Origin of the sequence: Halomicrococcus gelatinilyticus (genome assembly GCA_024227995.1) — an archaeon.
In the GTDB taxonomy this organism is placed as follows: Archaea; Halobacteriota; Halobacteria; order Halobacteriales; family Haladaptataceae; genus Halomicrococcus; species Halomicrococcus gelatinilyticus.
This window is the reverse complement of the sequence record CP100465.1, coordinates 736,220-754,684: the sequence shown is the minus strand read 5'-3', so window position 1 is coordinate 754,684 and position 18,465 is coordinate 736,220. Positions and strand designations below refer to the sequence as shown.

Annotated in this window: 18 protein-coding genes and 1 tRNA gene; 9 read left to right on the top strand and 10 right to left on the bottom strand. The window is 68.8% G+C overall.

Annotated elements, in window-relative coordinates:
- Window positions 1-37: 37 nt before the first annotated feature.
- On the bottom strand, window positions 38-1,063 hold the full coding sequence (locus NKT36_RS04055) for a Gfo/Idh/MocA family protein (protein WP_327052672.1): 1,026 nt from the start codon (window positions 1,061-1,063) through the stop codon (window positions 38-40).
- 138 nt (window positions 1,064-1,201) lie between these two features.
- Between NKT36_RS04055 and NKT36_RS04050 the strand changes: the two genes are divergently transcribed.
- Window positions 1,202-1,384, top strand: coding sequence for a hypothetical protein (locus NKT36_RS04050; protein WP_327052671.1), 183 nt, complete (start codon window positions 1,202-1,204; stop codon window positions 1,382-1,384).
- Here NKT36_RS04050 and NKT36_RS04045 read toward each other — a convergent pair.
- On the bottom strand, window positions 1,381-1,557 hold the full coding sequence (locus NKT36_RS04045) for a hypothetical protein (protein ID WP_327052670.1): 177 nt from the start codon (window positions 1,555-1,557) through the stop codon (window positions 1,381-1,383). The two genes, NKT36_RS04050 and NKT36_RS04045, sit on opposite strands and share 4 nt — an antisense overlap.
- Before the next feature lie 127 nt (window positions 1,558-1,684).
- Window positions 1,685-2,692: a DHH family phosphoesterase gene (locus tag NKT36_RS04040; RefSeq protein ID WP_327052669.1), complete on the bottom strand. Its 1,008-nt coding sequence runs from the start codon at window positions 2,690-2,692 to the stop codon at window positions 1,685-1,687.
- Between the two features lie 205 nt (window positions 2,693-2,897).
- On the opposite strand from NKT36_RS04040, the gene NKT36_RS04035 reads away from it, so the two are divergent.
- Both NKT36_RS04035 and NKT36_RS04030 read left to right on the top strand, forming a co-directional pair.
- Window positions 2,898-3,716, top strand: coding sequence for an RIO1 family regulatory kinase/ATPase domain-containing protein (locus NKT36_RS04035; protein ID WP_327052668.1), 819 nt, complete (start codon window positions 2,898-2,900; stop codon window positions 3,714-3,716).
- Between the two features lie 113 nt (window positions 3,717-3,829).
- Window positions 3,830-5,368, top strand: a complete 1,539-nt coding sequence (locus NKT36_RS04030; RefSeq protein WP_327052667.1) for an aldehyde dehydrogenase family protein — start codon at window positions 3,830-3,832, stop codon at window positions 5,366-5,368.
- A 338-nt stretch (window positions 5,369-5,706) separates the two neighbouring features.
- On the opposite strand, the gene NKT36_RS04025 is transcribed toward NKT36_RS04030, so the two are convergent.
- Complete coding sequence (locus NKT36_RS04025; RefSeq protein ID WP_327052666.1) at window positions 5,707-6,678, bottom strand: D-2-hydroxyacid dehydrogenase; 972 nt, start codon at window positions 6,676-6,678, stop codon at window positions 5,707-5,709.
- Window positions 6,679-6,766: 88 nt separating this feature from the next.
- On the opposite strand from NKT36_RS04025, the gene NKT36_RS04020 reads away from it, so the two are divergent.
- Window positions 6,767-7,894: an acyl-CoA dehydrogenase family protein gene (locus NKT36_RS04020; RefSeq protein ID WP_327052665.1), complete on the top strand. Its 1,128-nt coding sequence runs from the start codon at window positions 6,767-6,769 to the stop codon at window positions 7,892-7,894.
- Window positions 7,895-7,947: 53 nt separating this feature from the next.
- On the opposite strand, the gene NKT36_RS04015 is transcribed toward NKT36_RS04020, so the two are convergent.
- Window positions 7,948-8,454 (bottom strand): four-helix bundle copper-binding protein, encoded by a 507-nt coding sequence (locus NKT36_RS04015; protein WP_327052664.1) that lies wholly within the window; start codon window positions 8,452-8,454, stop codon window positions 7,948-7,950.
- A 176-nt stretch (window positions 8,455-8,630) separates the two neighbouring features.
- On the opposite strand from NKT36_RS04015, the gene NKT36_RS04010 reads away from it, so the two are divergent.
- On the top strand, window positions 8,631-9,815 hold the full coding sequence (locus tag NKT36_RS04010; RefSeq protein ID WP_327052663.1) for a pyridoxal-phosphate-dependent aminotransferase family protein: 1,185 nt from the start codon (window positions 8,631-8,633) through the stop codon (window positions 9,813-9,815).
- Window positions 9,816-9,936: 121 nt separating this feature from the next.
- On the top strand, window positions 9,937-11,625 hold the full coding sequence (locus tag NKT36_RS04005; protein ID WP_327052662.1) for a right-handed parallel beta-helix repeat-containing protein: 1,689 nt from the start codon (window positions 9,937-9,939) through the stop codon (window positions 11,623-11,625).
- Between the two features lie 194 nt (window positions 11,626-11,819).
- Here the strand turns inward: NKT36_RS04005 and NKT36_RS04000 are convergent.
- Window positions 11,820-11,903: transfer RNA gene (locus tag NKT36_RS04000), tRNA-Leu, on the bottom strand.
- Between the two features lie 133 nt (window positions 11,904-12,036).
- On the bottom strand, window positions 12,037-12,327 hold the full coding sequence (locus NKT36_RS03995; RefSeq protein ID WP_327052661.1) for a hypothetical protein: 291 nt from the start codon (window positions 12,325-12,327) through the stop codon (window positions 12,037-12,039).
- Window positions 12,328-12,691: 364 nt separating this feature from the next.
- Here NKT36_RS03995 and NKT36_RS03990 point away from each other — a divergent pair, with 364 nt between their 5' ends.
- The 3 genes from NKT36_RS03990 to NKT36_RS03980 all read left to right on the top strand — a co-directional run bounded on the left by NKT36_RS03990 (window position 12,692) and on the right by NKT36_RS03980 (window position 15,236).
- Window positions 12,692-13,486, top strand: a complete 795-nt coding sequence (locus tag NKT36_RS03990; protein ID WP_327052660.1) for an inositol monophosphatase family protein — start codon at window positions 12,692-12,694, stop codon at window positions 13,484-13,486.
- 81 nt (window positions 13,487-13,567) lie between these two features.
- Window positions 13,568-14,035, top strand: coding sequence for an Lrp/AsnC family transcriptional regulator (locus NKT36_RS03985; RefSeq protein ID WP_327052659.1), 468 nt, complete (start codon window positions 13,568-13,570; stop codon window positions 14,033-14,035).
- A gap of 67 nt (window positions 14,036-14,102) precedes the next feature.
- Window positions 14,103-15,236, top strand: coding sequence for a DUF63 family protein (locus NKT36_RS03980; RefSeq protein WP_327052658.1), 1,134 nt, complete (start codon window positions 14,103-14,105; stop codon window positions 15,234-15,236).
- On the opposite strand, the gene NKT36_RS03975 is transcribed toward NKT36_RS03980, so the two are convergent.
- The 3 genes from NKT36_RS03975 to tbsP all read right to left on the bottom strand — a co-directional run bounded on the left by NKT36_RS03975 (window position 15,233) and on the right by tbsP (window position 18,210).
- The gene (locus NKT36_RS03975) at window positions 15,233-15,403 is read right to left on the bottom strand and encodes a zf-TFIIB domain-containing protein (RefSeq protein ID WP_327052657.1); all 171 of its coding nucleotides are present in this window, start codon (window positions 15,401-15,403) and stop codon (window positions 15,233-15,235) included. The two genes, NKT36_RS03980 and NKT36_RS03975, sit on opposite strands and share 4 nt — an antisense overlap.
- Window positions 15,404-15,565: 162 nt before the next feature.
- Window positions 15,566-17,299, bottom strand: coding sequence for a YcaO-like family protein (locus NKT36_RS03970; protein ID WP_327052656.1), 1,734 nt, complete (start codon window positions 17,297-17,299; stop codon window positions 15,566-15,568).
- Between the two features lie 86 nt (window positions 17,300-17,385).
- Window positions 17,386-18,210: a transcriptional regulator TbsP gene (tbsP, locus tag NKT36_RS03965; protein ID WP_407652201.1), complete on the bottom strand. Its 825-nt coding sequence runs from the start codon at window positions 18,208-18,210 to the stop codon at window positions 17,386-17,388.
- Window positions 18,211-18,465: the final 255 nt, after the last annotated feature.

The window sequence follows — 18,465 nt, the reverse complement described above, 5'->3', positions numbered from 1 at the left end:
CTTGGGGTCGTACCGTAGTTCAAGCTACTGGTTTCCGTCACTCGACCTCCTCGCGCGCGGCGTCCAGGGTCGCGGCGACGTCGACGCGTTCGCCCGTCTCGTCGGCCTGGTAGGCGGCCTCCGTGAGCGCGGTCACCCGCAGGCCGTGCTCGCCGGGGACCGCCGGCTCCGCGTCGCCGCGGACAGAGTCGGCGAAGTTCCGTAGCTTCGCGTGGGTGAGCGACCCCAGTTCGGTGTCCGCGGTGATGGTGGTCCCGGAGGTGGTCCGCCCCGTCTCCGTGACCGTCAGGTAGTCCTCGGCGTACCCGACGCGTCCGTCGGTCCCCCACATCGCGTACCCCTCCGTCGGCGAGACCTCGACGCCGTCGCCGCTGACGCCCACGCTCGCCGTTACGGTCCGTCCGTCGACGTCCAGGGTGACGGCGAGCGCGCTGTTGACGTCGACCCCAGGGGTCGCGTAGTCCATCTCGGCGACGACGTCGGTCGGCGTCCCACCGGTCGTCCACAGCAGCGCGTCGAGCAGGTGCGACCCGGTGTCGTAGAGCTGTCCACCGCCGGAGAGAGCGGGGTTCGTCCGCCACGTTCCCTGCTGGGCGTCGATCCACTCCTGGCCGAGATAACAGCTGACCGTGTGGACGTCACCGATGCGGTCGCCCCGGGCGACGCGCCGCAGTTCCTGGAACGCCGGGTGGAAGTGCCGCTGGTAGCCCACCTGCAGGACGCGGTCGCGCTCGTCGGCGGTGGTCACGAGGTCGACGGCGTCCTCGGTGTCGGTCACCATCGGTTTCTCCAGCAGGACGTCGAGACCGTCGTCGAGGCAGGCCATCGCCTGCTCGTAGTGAAGGGTGTGCGGCGTGACGATGGTGGCCGCGTCGAGGTCGTGCTCGGCGAGCATCGTCGCGTAGTCGTCGTACGCCGGTGCGCCGTACGTCGTCTCGAACGCGTCGCGCGCTTCCGGCGACACGTCCGCGCCGGCGACGATGTCGACGTCGCCGACGTCCGCGTAGGCGTCGAGTATCACGTGGCCGAGCCCTCCGAGTCCGATGATCCCCATTCCGACCATGCCCACTACGACGGCGCGGACCAGAATAAGTGGTGTGATAGCAGAGGACAACGGCGCGACGTCACGCGCTCTCGCGACTGCAGTAGAGCCGACGTCCGTGGCCGAAAGGAAGACGACCGTCGACGTGGTAGTCCACCTATGCCAGTCTGTCCGGGGTGTCACGGCGACATATCGTACGAGCGGCTCAACGCCCACGTCCGGGGGTGTCCGTGGATCTGGAGCGACGACCCGGAGGAACGAAGCGCGCTCGACCGCCAGCTCGCCCGTCGCCTCGAAGAGATCGAGACCCGACTCGACCACCTCGAATCCGAACACCACTAGCCGAGCGCAGCGAGCGTCGACAGTCCGCCGAACCGGAACAGGTAGAGCTGGACGACGCCGTCAGTGAACAGCAGCACGCAGGCGACGCCGGAGCGTCGGTCCGGACGAGCGGCAACCTCGTGCTGGTAGACGAAGCGACGGGGAGCTACTCGCGGAGGCCACCTGTGGACCACGAACCGGCGACGAACTCCGGATTCGACCGTCGAAGGTCGACACCTGGGCGGCGTGGCAGCCGGGTCGGCCGGCGACCGAAGTGTTGCTACCGCCGCCCCACTCCAGAACGGTCCGAGGAGGGTAGAACTACTCCTCCTCGAGCCGCAGAGCGTCGAAGAACCGACGGGAGACGCGACTGGCGACGAAGTCGACCAGTTCGTCGCCGTTGGCGCCGTCGACGTCGGCGAAGAGCCCCAGCTTGATTTCCGCGCCGGCCATGTCGGCGTGTCCACCGGCGCTCCCAACGTCGTCGAAGGCCTCCTCGAGGACGTCGCCGAGGTCGACCCGGGGGTCGATGGAGCGGGCGCTCATCTCCACGGCGCCGTCGACGATGCCGAAGACGAGTACGGTGTCGACCCCTTCGATGTTCTGCAGGTAGTCGGCCGCCTGCACGAGCGCGTCGCGCTCCGACGTCCGTCCGACGCAACTGGCCAGACTCGCCCCTCGCTGGACCCGGTTCTGGATGGCCTCGGCGATGGCGTCCGCCGTCGCCGGGGTGAACGAGGCGCCGTAGAGCTGGTCGAGGAGGTCGATGTCGGCGTCCGGACACACGGAGAGGGCGGCCTCGTACTCGTTGAGCGTCGGATGGCGCAGGTAGTCGATCCGCTCGCGGTGGAGCGCGAACAGCAGCGCCGACCCGAGGCGGGCGTCGCGCTCGATGCCGAGCTCCTGCAGGTACTCGACGATTATCGTCGCCGTCGCGCCGACCGACTCCCGAACGTCGACGAACGTCGCATCCAGCCGCTCGTCGAGCGGGTGGTGGTCGACGACGACGTCCGGGGTGACGTCCGGTTCGAGCTCGGTGTGCTGGCCGGGGACAGCGTGGTCGACGAACGCCAGCAGGTCGTAGTCTCCCAGGTCCACCTCCGAGAGCCGATTCATCGGGACGTCGAGTCGGTTGACGAACGCCCGGTTCTGCTGGTGGGAGATGGCGCCGCCGTACAGCACGTCCGAGGTCGACACGCCGACGGAGTCCGCGATGGCGACCAGCCCCAGCGCACTTGCGATGCAGTCCGGATCGGGATTGTCGTGACAGACGACGGCGAGCGAATCAGCGTTCGCGAGGTAGTCGGCCAGTTCCTGGGCGCGACCCATGTCGACCTGTTCGAACCACAACCATATCAACAACACCCAATCTTTGAACAAAATCCGGTGCGTAAACTACATGTCGGGATAGAGAATGAGTTCGGTTCGGGTGCGGCCGCGACGGCGGGACGGCAGGGGGGAACCGTCGTCTCGACGCCGGGGTCCGGAGACCGGCGGGAGTATTTATCACCGGGGCGGCCATAGGGAATCTACGATGGTATTCCGTCGGCTGGTGCGTGGGAGCGTCGAGTGGGACCGCCTCGAAGGGGTGGCCAGCGAACTCGCTCGACGGTACGACCGCGACGAGGTGCACGTCGAGTTCATCGACGCGGACAACTGGCTCTCGACTCCCTGCGTCGTCGACGACGAGTGGTTCGTCAAGGTGATCACGGACCAGAACTCGCTCGTCCACGCCCTGTTCACCAGCGCGCGCAACCTCGGAGCGTTCTCCAGCGGTACCGAAGGGTTCTTCGAGCACTTCGCCGACCCGGTGGAGATGGCCGAGCACGAACTGGAGGCGACGCGTCGGATGCGCGACATCGGGCTGAACGCGCCCCGTCCGGTCGAAGCGTTCGAGTTCGACGGCCTGGGCGTGCTCGTGATGGCGTACATCCCGGAGTTCGAGACCTTCGACGAGCTGGACCCTGACGCGGTCCGCGAGCACGCTCCGGACCTGTACGGGTCGCTGTCGGTCATGCACGACCACCAGCTCGCCCACGGCGACCTGCGCGGGGAGAACGTCCTCGTCCACGACGGCGAGGTCTACTTCATCGACGCGACGGGCGTCGACCAGGACCGCATGGAGGAGGTCCGCTCGTACGACCTCGCGTGCGCACTCGCAGCGCTCGCGCCCCTCGTGGGCGCCCGGGACGCGGTGGTGGCCGCGCGCGACCACTACGCCGCCGACGAACTGCTCGCTGCCCGGGAGTTCCTCGACTTCGTGAACATCCGCCCCGACCACGACTTCGACGCGGCCAGGGTCAAGGGCGAGATCGAGAAGATGGCGGACACCGAACAGCGCGAGGTCCGCTAGTCACCGACGCCGTTCGAGCCGCCGGCCTCGTTCCCGTTCCTCGCTGCTCTGGACGCTCGCTGACGGAAGTGGGAGACTTTTTCACCGCTCCGGTCGGAGTTCGATGCGTACCTATGAGCCAGCAAGCCAGCGAGCAGGTGTACGGCCATTACATCGGCGGCGAGTGGCGCGACGGCGCGGGCGACGAGACGTTCGAGAGCGTCGACCCGTCGAACAAGGAGACGCTCGCCGAGTTCCACCGCGGAACCGAGGCGGACGTCGACGCCGCGCTCGCGGCCGCGAAGGAGGCCGAGGAGGAGTGGCGAAACCTCTCGTACATCGACCGCGCGGAGTACCTCTGGGACGTCTACCACGAACTGAAAGACCGCACCGACGAACTCGGCGAGGTCATCACGAAGGAGTGCGGCAAGGAGATCAGCGAGGGCAGGGCCGACGTCGTCGAGGCCGCGCACATGGTCGAGTGGGCCGCGGGCAACGCCCGCCACCCCCACGGCGACGTGGTGCCGAGCGAGATCCCGAGCAAGGACGCCTACATGCGCCGGAAGCCGCGCGGCGTCGTCGGCTGCATCACGCCGTGGAACTTCCCGGTCGCCATCCCGTTCTGGCACATGGCGCTCGCGCTCGTCGAGGGCAACACCGTCGTCTGGAAGCCCGCCGAGCAGACGCCGTGGTGCGGCCAGATCGTCGCCGAGATGCTGGAGGACGCCGGCGTCCCGGACGGCGTCTTCAACATGGTGCAGGGCTTCGGCGACGCCGGCAACGCCATCGTCGAGGACGAGCGCGTCGACACCGTCCTGTTCACCGGCTCCTCCGAGGTTGGGCACAAGATCGCCGGCAAGGTCGGCGGCGAGCCCGGTAAGCTGGCCGCCTGCGAGATGGGCGGCAAGAACGGCATCGTCATCACCGAGGAAGCGGACCTCGACGTGGCGGTCCACTCGGCCGTGATGTCGTCGTTCAAGACGACGGGCCAGCGCTGCGTCTCCAGCGAGCGCCTCATCGTCCACGAGGACGTCTACGACGAGTTCAAGGAGCGCTTCGTCGACCTCGCGGAGGACGTCGCCGTCGGCGACCCGCTCGACGAGTCGACGTTCATGGGCCCGATGGTCAACGAGGAGCAGGTCGAGAAGTTCGGCAAGTACAACGACCTCGCCCGCCAGGAGGGCGCGAACGTGCTCGTCGACCGCGAGGAACTCGACGACAGCGAGATTCCGGACGGCCACGAGGACGGCTACTGGGTCGGGCCGTTCGTCTACGAGATCGACTACGACACCGACCTCCGCTGCATCAAGGAGGAGGTGTTCGGCCCGCACGTCGCCCTGCTGAAGTACTCGGGCGACATCGAGGAGGCAGTCGACATCCACAACGACACGCCGTACGGGCTGGCCGGCGCTGTCATCAGCGAGGACTACCGCCAGATCAACTACTTCCGCGACCACGCCGAACTGGGCCTCGCGTACGCCAACCTGCCCTGCATCGGCGCGGAGGTCCAACTGCCGTTCGGCGGCGTCAAGAAGTCCGGCAACGGCTACCCAAGCGCCCGCGAGGCCATCGAGGCCGTCACCGAGCGCACCGCCTGGACGATGAACAACAGCAAGGAGATCGAGATGGCACAGGGTCTCTCGGCCGACATCAAGACGAGCGGCGACGACTAGTCGTCCCGTCCCCGCCACCTGCACTCGACGCCGAAGAACCGACGTATCGTTCTTTGCGGTCGCGACGCTCCGCCAGTGGCGACCCTGGCACGCTTCCGAACAGCGTCGCGACTCCCGGTGAGTGCGCCAAAGGACGAGGACGAGAGGAGACGGATGGAAGGGTGCTCCCGGGAGCAGTGTGGACCTCCCGACCAGGGTCCACTGCGACGAGGGGCACAGTCCAATGCCGACACACGACGAGAAAAGCGTCGTTCGTCGGCATCAGTGAGTTGCGCCTTCTCACTTATAAACCTGTGCAACGCGGTCGTCACCTCCACCAGGTGACAGGTAACCGACCGTTACGCGACCCGGTTGTCGAGCCTCCCGTACGCGCCCGTCTCGGCGACCCGTTCGACGTTCCCGGCGACGATGTCCGCCAGTCGGGCGTAGTACTCCGGCGTGTGGCCGGCGTTGTGCGGCGTTATCATCACGTTCTCGAAGTTCCACAGCGGGTGGTCCTCCGGCAGCGGTTCGGGGTCGGTCACGTCGAGCGCCGCGCCGCCGATGCGGTCCCGGCGGAGCGCGGCCACCAGATCGTCGGTAGCGACGACCTTTCCGCGTGCGATGTTCACCAGCACGGCGTCCGGCGGTAGGGTGACGAGGGCGGCCTCGTCTATCAGGCCGCGCGTCTCGTCGGTCAGCGGGCAGGCCAGCACGAGGTAGTCGGTACGCGCCAGCGCGTCGTGCAGCGCGTCGAACCCCAGCACCTCGTCCGTCGGCCCGCCCTTCTCCGGCGTGTAGCGGACGCCGACGGTCTCGACGTCGAACCCCTGCAGGCGCTCGACGACGGCCTGCCCGATTGCGCCCAGACCGACGACGGTGACGGTGCTGTCCTGCAGTTCGCGGGCGCGGAAGTGGCGCCACTCGCGGCGTTCGCCCTGCCGCCACGCCCGCGGGAACCCGCGGACGAACGCGAGGATGGCCCCGACGACGTGCTCGCCGATGTTCGGACCGTGGACGCCCGAGGCGTTCGTCACCGCGACGCCCCGCGATTCGAGCGCGTCGAGCGGCAGGTGGCCGGTCCCCGCGTACGCGCACGCGAAGAGTTCGAGCTTCTCGGCGTGGGCGAGCAGGTCCTCGTCGATGGACATGCCGGTCACGATCTCCGCGTCGGCGATCAGTTCGCGCTCCTCGGCCGGCGTCCGGGCGTGGCGCACCTCGACGCCGGGGAGGCGGTCGCGCAGTTCGTCGGCGTACTCGGCGACCGGAACGCCGTGGGTGCCGCGCCGGAGCACGAGCACCGTCGGCGACTCCGTCGTGTCGTCGCTCATGGGCCTACCTCGCGTCTGGTGGGTACTAATCGTTGTGCCGGCTGCGCAGAACGGGCAAGTTTTTCCTTTGCGGCCCGGAAGCGGGAGTATGAACCTCTCCGAGGAACAGCGCCAGATCCGGGACACGGTGCGGGAGTTCGCCGTCGAGGAGATCCGCCCCGTGGCGGCCGACTGCGACGAAGACCAGGAGTTTCCCGAGGACGTCTGGGACGAGATGGCGGAACTCGGACTGACGGGCATGACGGTCCCCGAGGAGTACGGTGGGCTCGACGTCGACCGCCTGACCTACAGCCTCGTCAACGAGGAGGTCGCCTACGGCATGCTTTCGGTGGCGACCGCGCTGTCGGTCCACTCGCTCGCAACCTCCTGCATCGCCGAGTTCGGCGACGACGACCAGAAGGAGCGATGGCTCCCCGAGATGGTAGACGGCCGCCCCGTCGGCGCGTTCGCACTCTCGGAACCGCAGGCCGGGTCGAACCCCGCGGAGATGACGACGGAGGCGCGCCGCGAGGGTGACGAGTACGTCATCGACGGGAAGAAGCAGTGGATCACCAACGGCAAGCGCGCGGGCGTCGTCGTCCTGTTCGCCAAGACGGACCGCGACGACCCCCGGAGCGTCACGCAGTTCGTCGTCCCGAAGGACGCCGACGGTCTCGAAGTGGGCAAGAAGGAGGACAAGCTCGGTCTGCGGGCCAGCGACACGACGACGCTCGTCTTCGACGACGTGCGGGTTCCCGCCGCGAACCGACTCACCGAGGAGGGGCGGGGCCTGTCGGCCGCGTTCCACATCCTCACCGGCGGCCGCATCGGCATCGCCAGCCAGTCCGTGGGGCTGGCGCAGGCCGCACTGGACGAGGCGGTGGCGTACGCGCAGGACCGCGAGCAGTTCGGCAAACCGCTCGCAGACATCCAGACCATCCGGCACAAGCTCGCCGACATGCAGACGAAGGTGCAGGCGGCGCGGCTGCTCACCCGCGACGCGGCCCGGACCGAGGACCGCGGCGAGACGCCCGAGATGGCCGCCAGCATGGCGAAGTACTTCGCCAGCGAGTCGGCCGTGGACGTGACCAACGAGGCCGTCCAGATCCACGGCGGATACGGCTACACCACCGACTTCGACGTCGAGCGGTTCTACCGCGACTCGAAGATCACGACCATCTACGAGGGTACCAGCGAGATCCAGAAGAAGGTCATCGCGCGCAATCTGCTCGACTGACGCCGTCGGAATCGCCGCTCGTTTTCACCGTCCGTTCGAGTGACGTGGACGAGTTACGCCCGCACGGACCCTGTTCGACCCGCTCGACGCGACCGTAGTGCGTCGAGCATGCGATAGGTAGTGTCGACGGCCCGGGAAAGCACAGCAGCACACTCCTGGGTGTACTGCTGTGGGTGTCGCAGGCACTCGTCCGCGCACTCTTCGGCGGTGCGAGCGAACAGCTCCGCGAATTGGGGGCCGAACTCGGAGTCGCGGGCGATGAGGCGTGCGTTCAGCGTCGCGACGTCCGCGACGTCCCCGCAGAGCTGGACGACGCGGGCCAACTGCGGCCCGTCGTCCAGGCCCTGATTCGCACACCACTCGCTGACGTTCGCGGCGCGTTCGAACGCCGCGAGCGCGTTCCGCAACTCCTCCGGCAACCGCTGCTCGAACCCGATCACCGTCCCCCCGACGGGCGCTCGTTCCCCGCGCTGCTCGCGCTGTCGTGGCCCGTATCGGTGCGGGTTCGGCTGCGATTCCCCGCCGTCCCCCAGCTGTCGCGTCGACCCCCGGCGTGTCATGCGTTTCTCACCCAGCGCTAGCTGGGTACACCGTCGTACGCCACTGCGGTGGATAAAGCGGCGCGACCGTTTCGACAGTTTTCGTGACGAAACGCCGGGTTTGCCGATTTAGTCTGGCGTTGGAATCGAGTGCCGCGAAGACGAGGTTTTTGTGGGGGGCCGTGAAATGGACTGCCATGGACAAGCCCGACGTCGGTGAACTGACGCCGCCGGACAGAACGCTGATGGGACCAGGACCGAGCGAGGTCCACCCGCGCGTGCTGCGCGCGATGAGCACGCCGCTGGTCGGCCACCTCGACCCCTCGTTCGTGGAGATAATGGACGAGGTGCAGGACCTCCTGCGATACACCTTCCGCACCGACAACCAGTGGACCATCCCCGTCTCGGGGACCGGGTCCGCGTCGATGGAGACCGCCATCGGCAATCTGGTCGAACCCGGCGACACGATGCTCGTCCCCACGAACGGTTACTTCGGCGGGCGCATGGCGTCGATGGCCGAGCGCGCGGGCGGCGAGGTCGTCCACGTCGACGCGCCGTGGGGCGAACCGCTCGACCCCGCCGACGTGGCGGCCGCCTTCGACGAACACCAGCCCGACGTGTTCGGGTTCGTCCACGCCGAGACGAGCACGGGCGTCCTCCAGCCGGACGTGGCCGAACTGACGGCCATCGCCCACGAGCACGACGCCTACGTCGTCGCGGACACCGTCACCTCGCTTGGCGGCGTCGAGATGCGGGTCGACGAGTGGGACGTCGACGTCGCCTACGCCGGCCCGCAGAAGTGTCTCTCCTGCCCGCCGGGCGCGAGTCCGCTCACGCTGAACGACCGCGCGATGGCGAAGGTGCTCGACCGCGAGGAGCCCGCACGGTCGTGGTACCTCGACCTCTCGCTGCTGGAGGGGTACTGGGGCGACGAGCGCGCCTACCACCACACCGCGCCCATCACGAACGTGTACGCGCTGCGCGAGGCGCTGCGCCTGGTCGCCGAGGAGGGCATCGAGGCGCGCTGGGACCGCCACCGCGAGATGGCCGGCGCGCTGAAGAGCGGCGTCGAGGCGATGGGCCTCGAGATGAACGCGCCCGAGGAGTACTGGCTCCCGAGCCTCAACGCCGTCCGCGTCCCCGACGGGGTCGAGGACACGGACGTGACCGCCTACCTGCTCGACCAGTACGACCTGGAGATAGCGACGGGGCTGGGCGACCTCGACGGCGAGATATTCCGCATCGGCTGCATGGGCTACTCCGCGCGCCCCGAGACGGTGTCGTACCTCGTGAGCGCGCTCGGCGACGCTCTCCGCGAGTTCGGCGCGGACGTCGACGTCGAGGCCGGCCTGGCGGCGACCAGCCGGAAGCTGGGCGAGTAGCGTCGCCGTCGCGCCGGCCGACCGCCCGGCCGGGACCCTGCCGACCGCCCGGCCGGGACCCTGCCGTCTCGGCGGTCGGCCACAAGGCAGTGTTTTCTGCTCGTCTTTCGTCAGCGGGAGGATGGTCGAACTGTCACGCCGTCGGATACTGGCGGGAGCGCTCGGACTGGCGCTCGGGGTCGCCCGCCGTCCCGGCGGCGGTAACGACCCGGGAGCACGGGGAGCCGTCGCGGACCGCGTCGTCTCGTCGACGGCGGAACTCGAAGCGGCGTTCGACGCGCTGTCGCCGGGCGAGACGGTCGCTATCTCGGCGGCGAACGCGCCGTACCGCACGACGCGGTGGCTCGACGTCGACGCGGACGGCGTGACGGTCGTGGGGCCGGGTGTCGCTTCCCTCGTTAAACCGGCGGACGGCGCGAACGTCGGCGGGATTCGCATCGGCCACCACGACCACTGCGAGAACGTCGCGATCCGCGGCGTCGGCTTCCACGGCAACCCCGAAGGCCAGCGCCGGAGCGCGAAGCGGTGTCACGGTATCCTCGTTCGCGACGCCGCCGACGTCAGCCTGAGCGGCAACCTCGTCACGCGAACGCACCCGTACCACGAACACGGTAGCGGGGGGAGCGGCGTCAGCGCCGACCGGGAGAGTCGGGACGTCCGCGTCGTCGGGAACCGCGTCTGGGACGCGGGCGACCGGGGGATACAGGTCGCCAGCGAGCGCGCACTCGTCGCCGGCAACGTCGTCACCGACGGTTTCGACCGCTCTATCTCCTGTGACGTCTGGCGCGACGGCTCTCACCAGCAGGCCCGCAACGTCGCCGTCGTCGGGAACGTTCTGGGGGACAACGTCGAGGGGAGTCTGACCGGCGTCGGCGGCACCGCAGTCCAGGCCGACCGCGGGTACGTGCTCGTGGCGAACAACGTCGGTTTCGGCCGTCACAAGTCGTTCTTCCACGTGGGTTTCGACGGGAGCGTCCGGAACGTCCGCGTCGAGGGGAACGTCAGCGTCCAGGACGGGGTGCTCGACAACGCCGGCGTCTCGGTGAACGCGGACCGGGTGACGAACGTCTCGGTCGTCGACAACGACCTCTCCGGCTACGGGGGGCGGGGAGTCAACGTCGAGCGCGGCGTCTCCGGGTTCACCGTCGCCGGGAACCGGATCGACCGGCCGGACTCCGTCGGCGTCCGGGTCGCGGGTGCGACCGACGGGACGGTCGAGAACAACGTCGTCGAGCGGGCCGGCCGCGCAGGCATCGAACTCGACGACGCCCGGTTCGTCGTCGTCCGTGGCAACCGCGTGCGAGACGTCGCGCGCGCTGGCGTCGTCGCCACCGCCAGCGGTCGCACGCCGTCGAACCACGAGATCAGCGACAACGAGATTCGCGGGTACGGTACGGCGAACGGCGCACCGGGCGTGCTGGTTCGAACCGCCGGGAACGTCGTCCGGGGGAATCGGATCTTCCAGCGCGGCGGCCCGGCCATCCTCGAAGGCCCCGGTGGGGAGCGCAACCGCTACGGCAGCAACTGGGCGCGCGGCCGGTCCCCGTGGCGCATCGACCATCCCGGGTCGGTCGTCACCGACCACGTTCCGCCGTTCGACGTCCACCGCGGTCTCGTCGCCGACGCGTCGGGAACGGCCGCGGTACGGTTCGACAAGCCGTACGCGCGCCCGCCGAGGCTGTCGTTCGGCCGGGTCGGTGGCGGCGTTCGTGACGTCACCTACACGACCAGCGGCGACGCCTTCGACGGTGCGGTCGTCACCGTCGGCTCCCCCGGTGCGGCCGTCGACGTCTTTGTCGACCCGTTCTGACGGTCGCGCGACTCTCGGATCGACGTCGTGAGAAGTTTTGCGAGGGCAAGACGCTCCGTCTTGCCGCACTGTCGCGGCCCGCGAGGGCCACCAGTGCGAGGGAAGGGATTTGAACAACGTCCAGACGGGGTGTCTGGCCTCGTTCGAACCCCTTCGTGTGCAGCCGCGCGTTCACGTTCGTTCACGCGCAGACGTGCGAGGGAAGGGATTTGAACCCTTGGACCCCTACGGGAGCGGATCTTGAGTCCGCCGCCGTTTCCAGGCTTGGCTACCCTCGCACGGGTTGCACTGTCGCGTTTCGAGTATGCTCGTCCGTCGTATAAACGCCCTGCGGAATGGGTCGGCACGCACGGCGGACTGTCGGTCACTCGTCGGCGTGTATCGTCCGTACGGCGCAGGAAAAGCGGGTGATTACCGGGGGATGATGGTCGAGACGTAGCGGCCGAACGAGCGGTCGAAGATGCGCTCGTGGTTCGGCGACTTCCACTTGGCGATGAGCGACCAGAGGACGACGCCCATCCCCGTGCCGAGTGCCGACGCCGTCAGTCCGATGGTCGCGAACGCGATGGTCTGTGCGAACAGGACGACCACGGAGGGGAGACTGGTCCGCAACGGGACGCTTGCGTTCTCGTCCCGGAGGGTGGGGACGAGCGAGAGCATTATGATGACGCTTCCACCGAGGAACACGAAGTCTTGCCACATTATTGATCACTTCCAGTGCAGTTCCCCGCGCGGGGGTGGCGGGGGACGACTGCTTACCCAGGATTTTAACTCGGATGTGAAAAAGTATTTCGACTCGGTCGCTATATGCGATTCTCTGTCGAGCGAGAGGCTCGCAAGGCCCGATGGCGGCCGCGTAACCATCGGTTTCGCGCCGCAACGGGCGGTTTCGTCGCGACTGCTGGATGACGGACGCGACCGCTGCGACGGGTCCCGACGTCCGCCGCGCAGCACCGACGGCCGATCCGGCGTCGAGCGGCGGACGCCGCTGTGGGTTCCTTTCCAGGCCCCGTTACCGACCGCGAAACCGACACTCCTTTTCTGTCGCTCCGCGACGACAACGCACGTGAACGACATCGACGCGCGCGTGGCCCTCGCGAAGCGGGCGGCGACGGCGGGGAGCGAGGTCGCCGTCGCGGAGTTCCGTTCGGGAATCGACGTGGAGACGAAGGACGGGAAGACCGACGTCGTGACGGAGGCCGACCGCGCGACCCAGCGACGGGTCGTCGAACTCCTCCGCGAGGAGTACCCCGACGACGCCGTCGTCGGCGAGGAGGAGGACGAACTGAAGACGGTGCCCGAGACGGGGGACGCGTGGGTCGTCGACCCCATCGACGGGACGGCCAACTTCGTCCGCGGGACGCCGCTGTGGTTGACGAGCGTCGCCGCCGTCCGGGACGGCGAACCGGTGGCGGCGGCGAACGTCGCGCCCGCGCTCGGCGACGCGTACGTCGCTCGCCAGGACGGCGCGTTCCTGAACGGCGAGCCGCTGTCGGTCAGCGAGCGGGCGGACCCGGAGACGTTCTCGGTCGCCCCGACCATGTGGTGGGGGTTCGACCGGCGCGAGGAGTACGCCGCCACGGCACGGGGCATCGTCGAGCGCTTCGACGACATGCGCCGCCTCGGCTGCGCGCAGCTCACCCTCTCGATGGTCGCCAGCGGCGCGCTGGAGGGCGCGGTGACCAACGTCGCCCCGCACCCCTGGGACAGCGTCGCCGGCGTCCACCTGGTCCGGCAGGCGGGTGGGACGGTGACGGACGTCCACGGCGACCGGTGGACGGTCGGCAGCCGGGGGCTCGTGGCCTCGAACGGTCGCGCGCACGAGGCGGTCCTCGCCGCTGCGCGCGAGGCCGAGTCGTAGCGGTCGTTTGCGCGGCGTGGACGTGCGTCGAGCGCCGCCGTATGTGTAAGAGTATTTATCGCTGGGTCGACACGGTAGCCTATGAAGCTGGATGACACGGACCGCGCCATCCTCGAGGCGCTCCAGTCGGACGCACGGACGCCGTTCAGCGAGATCGCTCGCCAGATAGACATGTCCAGTGCGACGGTCCACGACCGCGTCAACCGGATGGAGGAGGCGGGCGTCATCACCGGCTACCACGCGAAGGTCGACCCCAAGGAGGTCGGGCTCGGCATCTCGGCGTTCGTCGGCCTCCGCGTCGAGCAGGGCCGCGAGAAGGACACGCTCGAACGCCTGGAGAGCATCGACGGCGTCCAGGAGGTCCACCTCACGACCGGGTCGTGGGACGTGCTGATGCGGCTCTACGCCGAGGACGCCGACGAACTCCGTGAGCTGATGTTCGAGAACATCGCCCAGATGGACGGGTTCTCTCGCTCGCAGACGATGGTCGTGCTCGGGACGCCGTTCGAGAGCGAGGAGCTCCCGCTCGACGCGGCGGCCGAGAACTGAACCACCGGAACCGGCCGGGGATTGAGAGACCGGAACGCTGAAACCCGCTCGCTTCGGTGACACGGACATGGATACGGCAAGCGAGCGCATCGACACCGAGCGCGCGTGGATCGGCGTCGTCGCCGCCGCCCTCGTCGCCCTCGTCGGCGGCGTCCTCGCGTTCCCGAAACAGGTGTACGACGGCTTCATCTGGCACTACTTCTGGGGGCCGGTCGTCGCCGACGCCAAGGGAGCCGAGTGTGCGGTCCGCGCCGACGGCGGCACGGAGTTCGTCTACGACGCCGGCGCCTGCGCCACCGCACCCGAACCGGTCGCGGTCCCGGGGTACACGCTGGTCTCGGAGGTCGGCTACGCGGTCACGCTCATCGTCGCGCTGGTCGGACTGGTCTTCCTGCTGCGCCGACTGGACGTCGGTCGCGAGCGGAGTCTCTTCTTCGCGCTGTTCCCGTTCATGCTGTTCGGCGGCGCCCTCCGCGTCGTGGAGGACGCACTCGACACGGGACTGACCGGCGTCGACATCGCCATCAGGTACCCGTGGAACACGCTCATCATCAGCCCGATCATCTACTTCACCGTCTTCTTCGTGACGCTCGCTGCGCTCGTCGGCAGCGTCGCCCTCGCTCGCCGCGGCGTCGTCGAGCGCTACGAGTCCCCACTCTTCGGAGCCGGGACCGTCGCGCTGGTCGCCACGCTCGGGTACCTCGCGTCGCTGGCGGTCGGCACCGAGGCCGTCGGCTTCCACCCGCTCGTCCTGGTCGTCGTGCTCGTCGGCGCGACGCTGGTGACGGCGGCGACGTGGTGGGCCATCGGCGAGTTCGCCCCGGATATCAACCGGGGGACGGGCACCATCGGCGCGGTCGTCATCTGGGGCCACGCCGTCGACGGGGTCGCCAACGTTGCGGTGCTGGACTGGGCAGGGGCGCTCGGTCTCGCGGGCCAGTACGGCGCGAAGCACCCGGTCAACCGCGCCATCGTCTCGGCCACATCGACCGTCCTCCCCGAGTCGGTGACCGCCGTCGTCGGCACGGCGTGGCCGTTCCTGTTCGTCAAGATACTCGCGGCCGTCGCCGTCGTCTGGGTGTTCGACGAGCAGATATTCGACGAGAGCCCCCGCTACGCGATACTGCTACTCATCGCGATACTCGCGGTCGGCCTCGGTCCGGGAAGCCGGGACATGCTCAGGGCGACGTTCGGCGTCTAGTCGAGGCGCTCGAGCGTCGACTCCGGGAAGTAGCGACCGCCGCAGTTCGGACACTCCGCGATTTCGAGGTCCGCGGTCTCGGGAAGTCCGACCTGTTCCCCCTGGACGGTCCGTCGGGCGAGTCGCGTCCCACAGTTCGTACAGTCCAGTTCGAACTCGGTCGTCATGAGGTTCCACCGGACCGGTGACGGAAGCGATTCGTGGTTGTCGTTCTGTGCACGGTCACGTACGAGGTACGTGCCGTCGTGACATAAGTCTCTGGGTGTCTTTGACATGGAAATAATTCGCGCGGTCGGCGGGCCGTGCCGAGCCATCGCGACTCCTCCGCGTCAGGGGTAGGGGTGGAGTTCGCGGTCCGGTCGGGGTTCGAACCCGAGCTCCGCCGGGACGGACCGCGCGCGGTCGCCGAAGAAGGGGTCGCCGGTGAACAGCGGCTGGGCGGCGGGCGCGAGCACGCGGACGGCCTCAAAGCCGAGCTGGGCGACGTCGCGCGTGGTGAGGCGGGCGGCGTAGACGTCGAACGCGTCGCTCGCCCGGGCGACGACCGCGTCGAGTTCCGCCTCGCCGTCGGGGACCACGTCGGGACCCACGCTGTCGCTCGGCACCGTCGTCGCCGGCGAGACGAACTCGCGGGCCGCCGCGGGGAAGTCGGCGTACCGCGCGATGGCACCCTCCGCGTCGGCCGCCTCCTCGCGCCCCATCATCTCCAGTTCGAGCCAGTTCTGCAGCGCCTCCGCGAGCGCCGACCGCGCCGCGGCGTCGGGGGCGAGGTCCGCGCCGGACCCCACCGCGAACCGGGGCCAGTCGCCCTCGCGGTGCACCGCCACCGCGACCACCGGAACGTCGACGTCCTGGGTCACGAGCAAGGGGGTCACCGAGAGGTCTTCCGCGCGCGCACGCTTCTCCAGCGTCCGGAACCCGTCGTCGTCGACAGCGAGGCCGAGCGGGTCGAACGTCGAGTACCACGACAGCATCGTCGCGTCGCGTTCGACCACCTCGTACAGGCCGGACAGCAGCGCCTCGACCGTCGAGTTCCCCAGTCCCAGCCCCGTCGTGATGGGCGGTTTGAACCGCGACTCCGGCGGCGGGAAGTGGACGAACTCCGCGGGGAGGTTGACGAGCGCGCCGGTGGCGAGGTCACGCCCCGACACCCAGGGGACGTCCGCGCCGTCGGCGTCGCCCCAGTCGTCCGGGCGGACGAACGCGCGCGGGTCGACGGCGTCGTCCAGCGCGTCGGCGGGTGCGCGCCCGAACTCGGCGGCGTCGTAGACGCCGGCGCAGTAGCGCTCCAGCGCCTCGCCGAGCGCCTTCATCATCGCGCGGTTCCAGTCGGCGGCCACACCCGCGGCCTTGCCCGCCGCGCGCGCGTCGCTGAACCCCGTCGTGTCGGCGTTCTCCGCGAGGTAGTACGGCACCGGGAACGACGCCACCTCGCCCAGGTTCCGGACGACGCCGACGCGGTCGTCCAGGGCGCGCTCGGCGCGCGCGACCGACTCGTCGAGCGTCGCGGACGCGTGCTCGACGGACAGTGTGCGGTCGCGCTGGCCGCCGCAGGCGTCACAGGCCGGCACCGGGAGCAGCGTCCGCTCCGCGTGGGGGACCTCGACGACGCCGCCGAGAACCGGCGACTCGCCGCCGGACAGCAGCGTGGCTGCCTCGCGCCCGGCGAGCGCCCCGGCGAACCGCGCCGTCGCGTCGTCGACCGCTTCGCTCCCCCCGTCGCCGTTCGCGTTCCCGTCGTCGAGGGTCGACGCGACCCGAACGGCCAGGCAGTCGTAACACGCCGTCCCTGGACCGAACCCGGAGACGGCGGCGTCGACCTCCGGGAGCGCGTGGCCGCCGACGCCGCCCAGTTCGACCGCCAGCCACGGCGTCCCGTCGACCGACCGGTTCGCCCGTGCGAACGCGTCGTCGCCGACGTGGCCGACGACGACGCCGAACGCCGTCGCGTCCAGTTCCGTCGCGCTACACTGCTCGACCGCACCGTCGACGTCCGAGAGCCCGGCCCGGACGGCCGCTGCGGCGGGTCCGTCGCCGACGACGCCGAACTGCCGTTCGCTCATGGGGTGACCGAGACGTGGCAGGGGCAAAAGCGACGCGGATAGCTACGGAGAGAAGAAACGGCGAGAATCGACAGCGGCAACGAGATTCAGTGCAGGATGCTCTGGGCGACGCCGGCGAGCTGGTCGGCGTCGGCGCTCTCCAGCTCGTCGTGGGCCAACTTCAGGCGCAGGCGCGGGCGGCCGACGTCGATGGGGACCTTCTCGGTACCGATGAGGCCCATGTCCTCGAGCTTCGTCTTCGTGCGGGAGAACGTCGCCTTGCTGGCGATGCCGACGTCCTCGCCCCACTTGCTGATGTCGTACAGCAGCGCCTCGTTCTTCGCGGCGACGAGCAGGCTGATGGTCACCTCGTCGAGACCGTCGCCGTCACCGCGGGCGGTCTCCAGCGAGGAGAGCACGCTGTTGAAGTCGTCCTCTGCGTCCGCGCTGATCTCCTCGCGGAGCGTGTCCCGGACGCGGGAGAGCGGCGGCGTCCGCAGGGAGAACTCGTCCGCTTCCTCCCAGTTCGTCGTGTAGGCGTCGTTGGCCGCGTCGACGAACTCGCCGTCGTCGCTCGTCAGGCCGCCGACGCTGTCGCCCGCGGTCACGAGCGCCATGACGACGTCGTCAGTGATGAGCAGTTCGTTGCCCGCCGGCTCCTCCGTCGTCCGCATCCGGAGCGCGTCCGCGTCGATGAGGTCGGCCGCGTTGCTGGCGATGATGAAGTCCTCCATGACGTCCTTGAGGATGGACTCGTTGGCCAGCATCCTGATCTCCGGCAGGTCGCCCTCGTACGCGGTCGCGGCATCGATGAGCTGCTCGATGACGTCCCGGGACGGGTTGACGACGTGCAGGACTTCCGGTGCCTCGTCTATCACCGTCCGTAGAATCTCGTTGACGCTTTGATTCAGAAGGTTCGATTTTGTTTCCATGTGAACGCGGACGAGATTCATCTATTTAATTTTAACGCTCGAAACCAACGGAAATCATAGGTTATGTTGGATGAACAATTAGTCAATGGCCTAATTACAATCGGCTCCTTCGTATAATCGCGCCTTGACCGAGGGTCGTGGTTCGTGCTTTTACAGAAAGTTGCGAGCGAACCCCAGAGGACCGTTGACGACGGAGACCAGGCCAGGACGGGCCGCCACCATCGTCCATTACCGGACCGAACGTGGCAACGATGC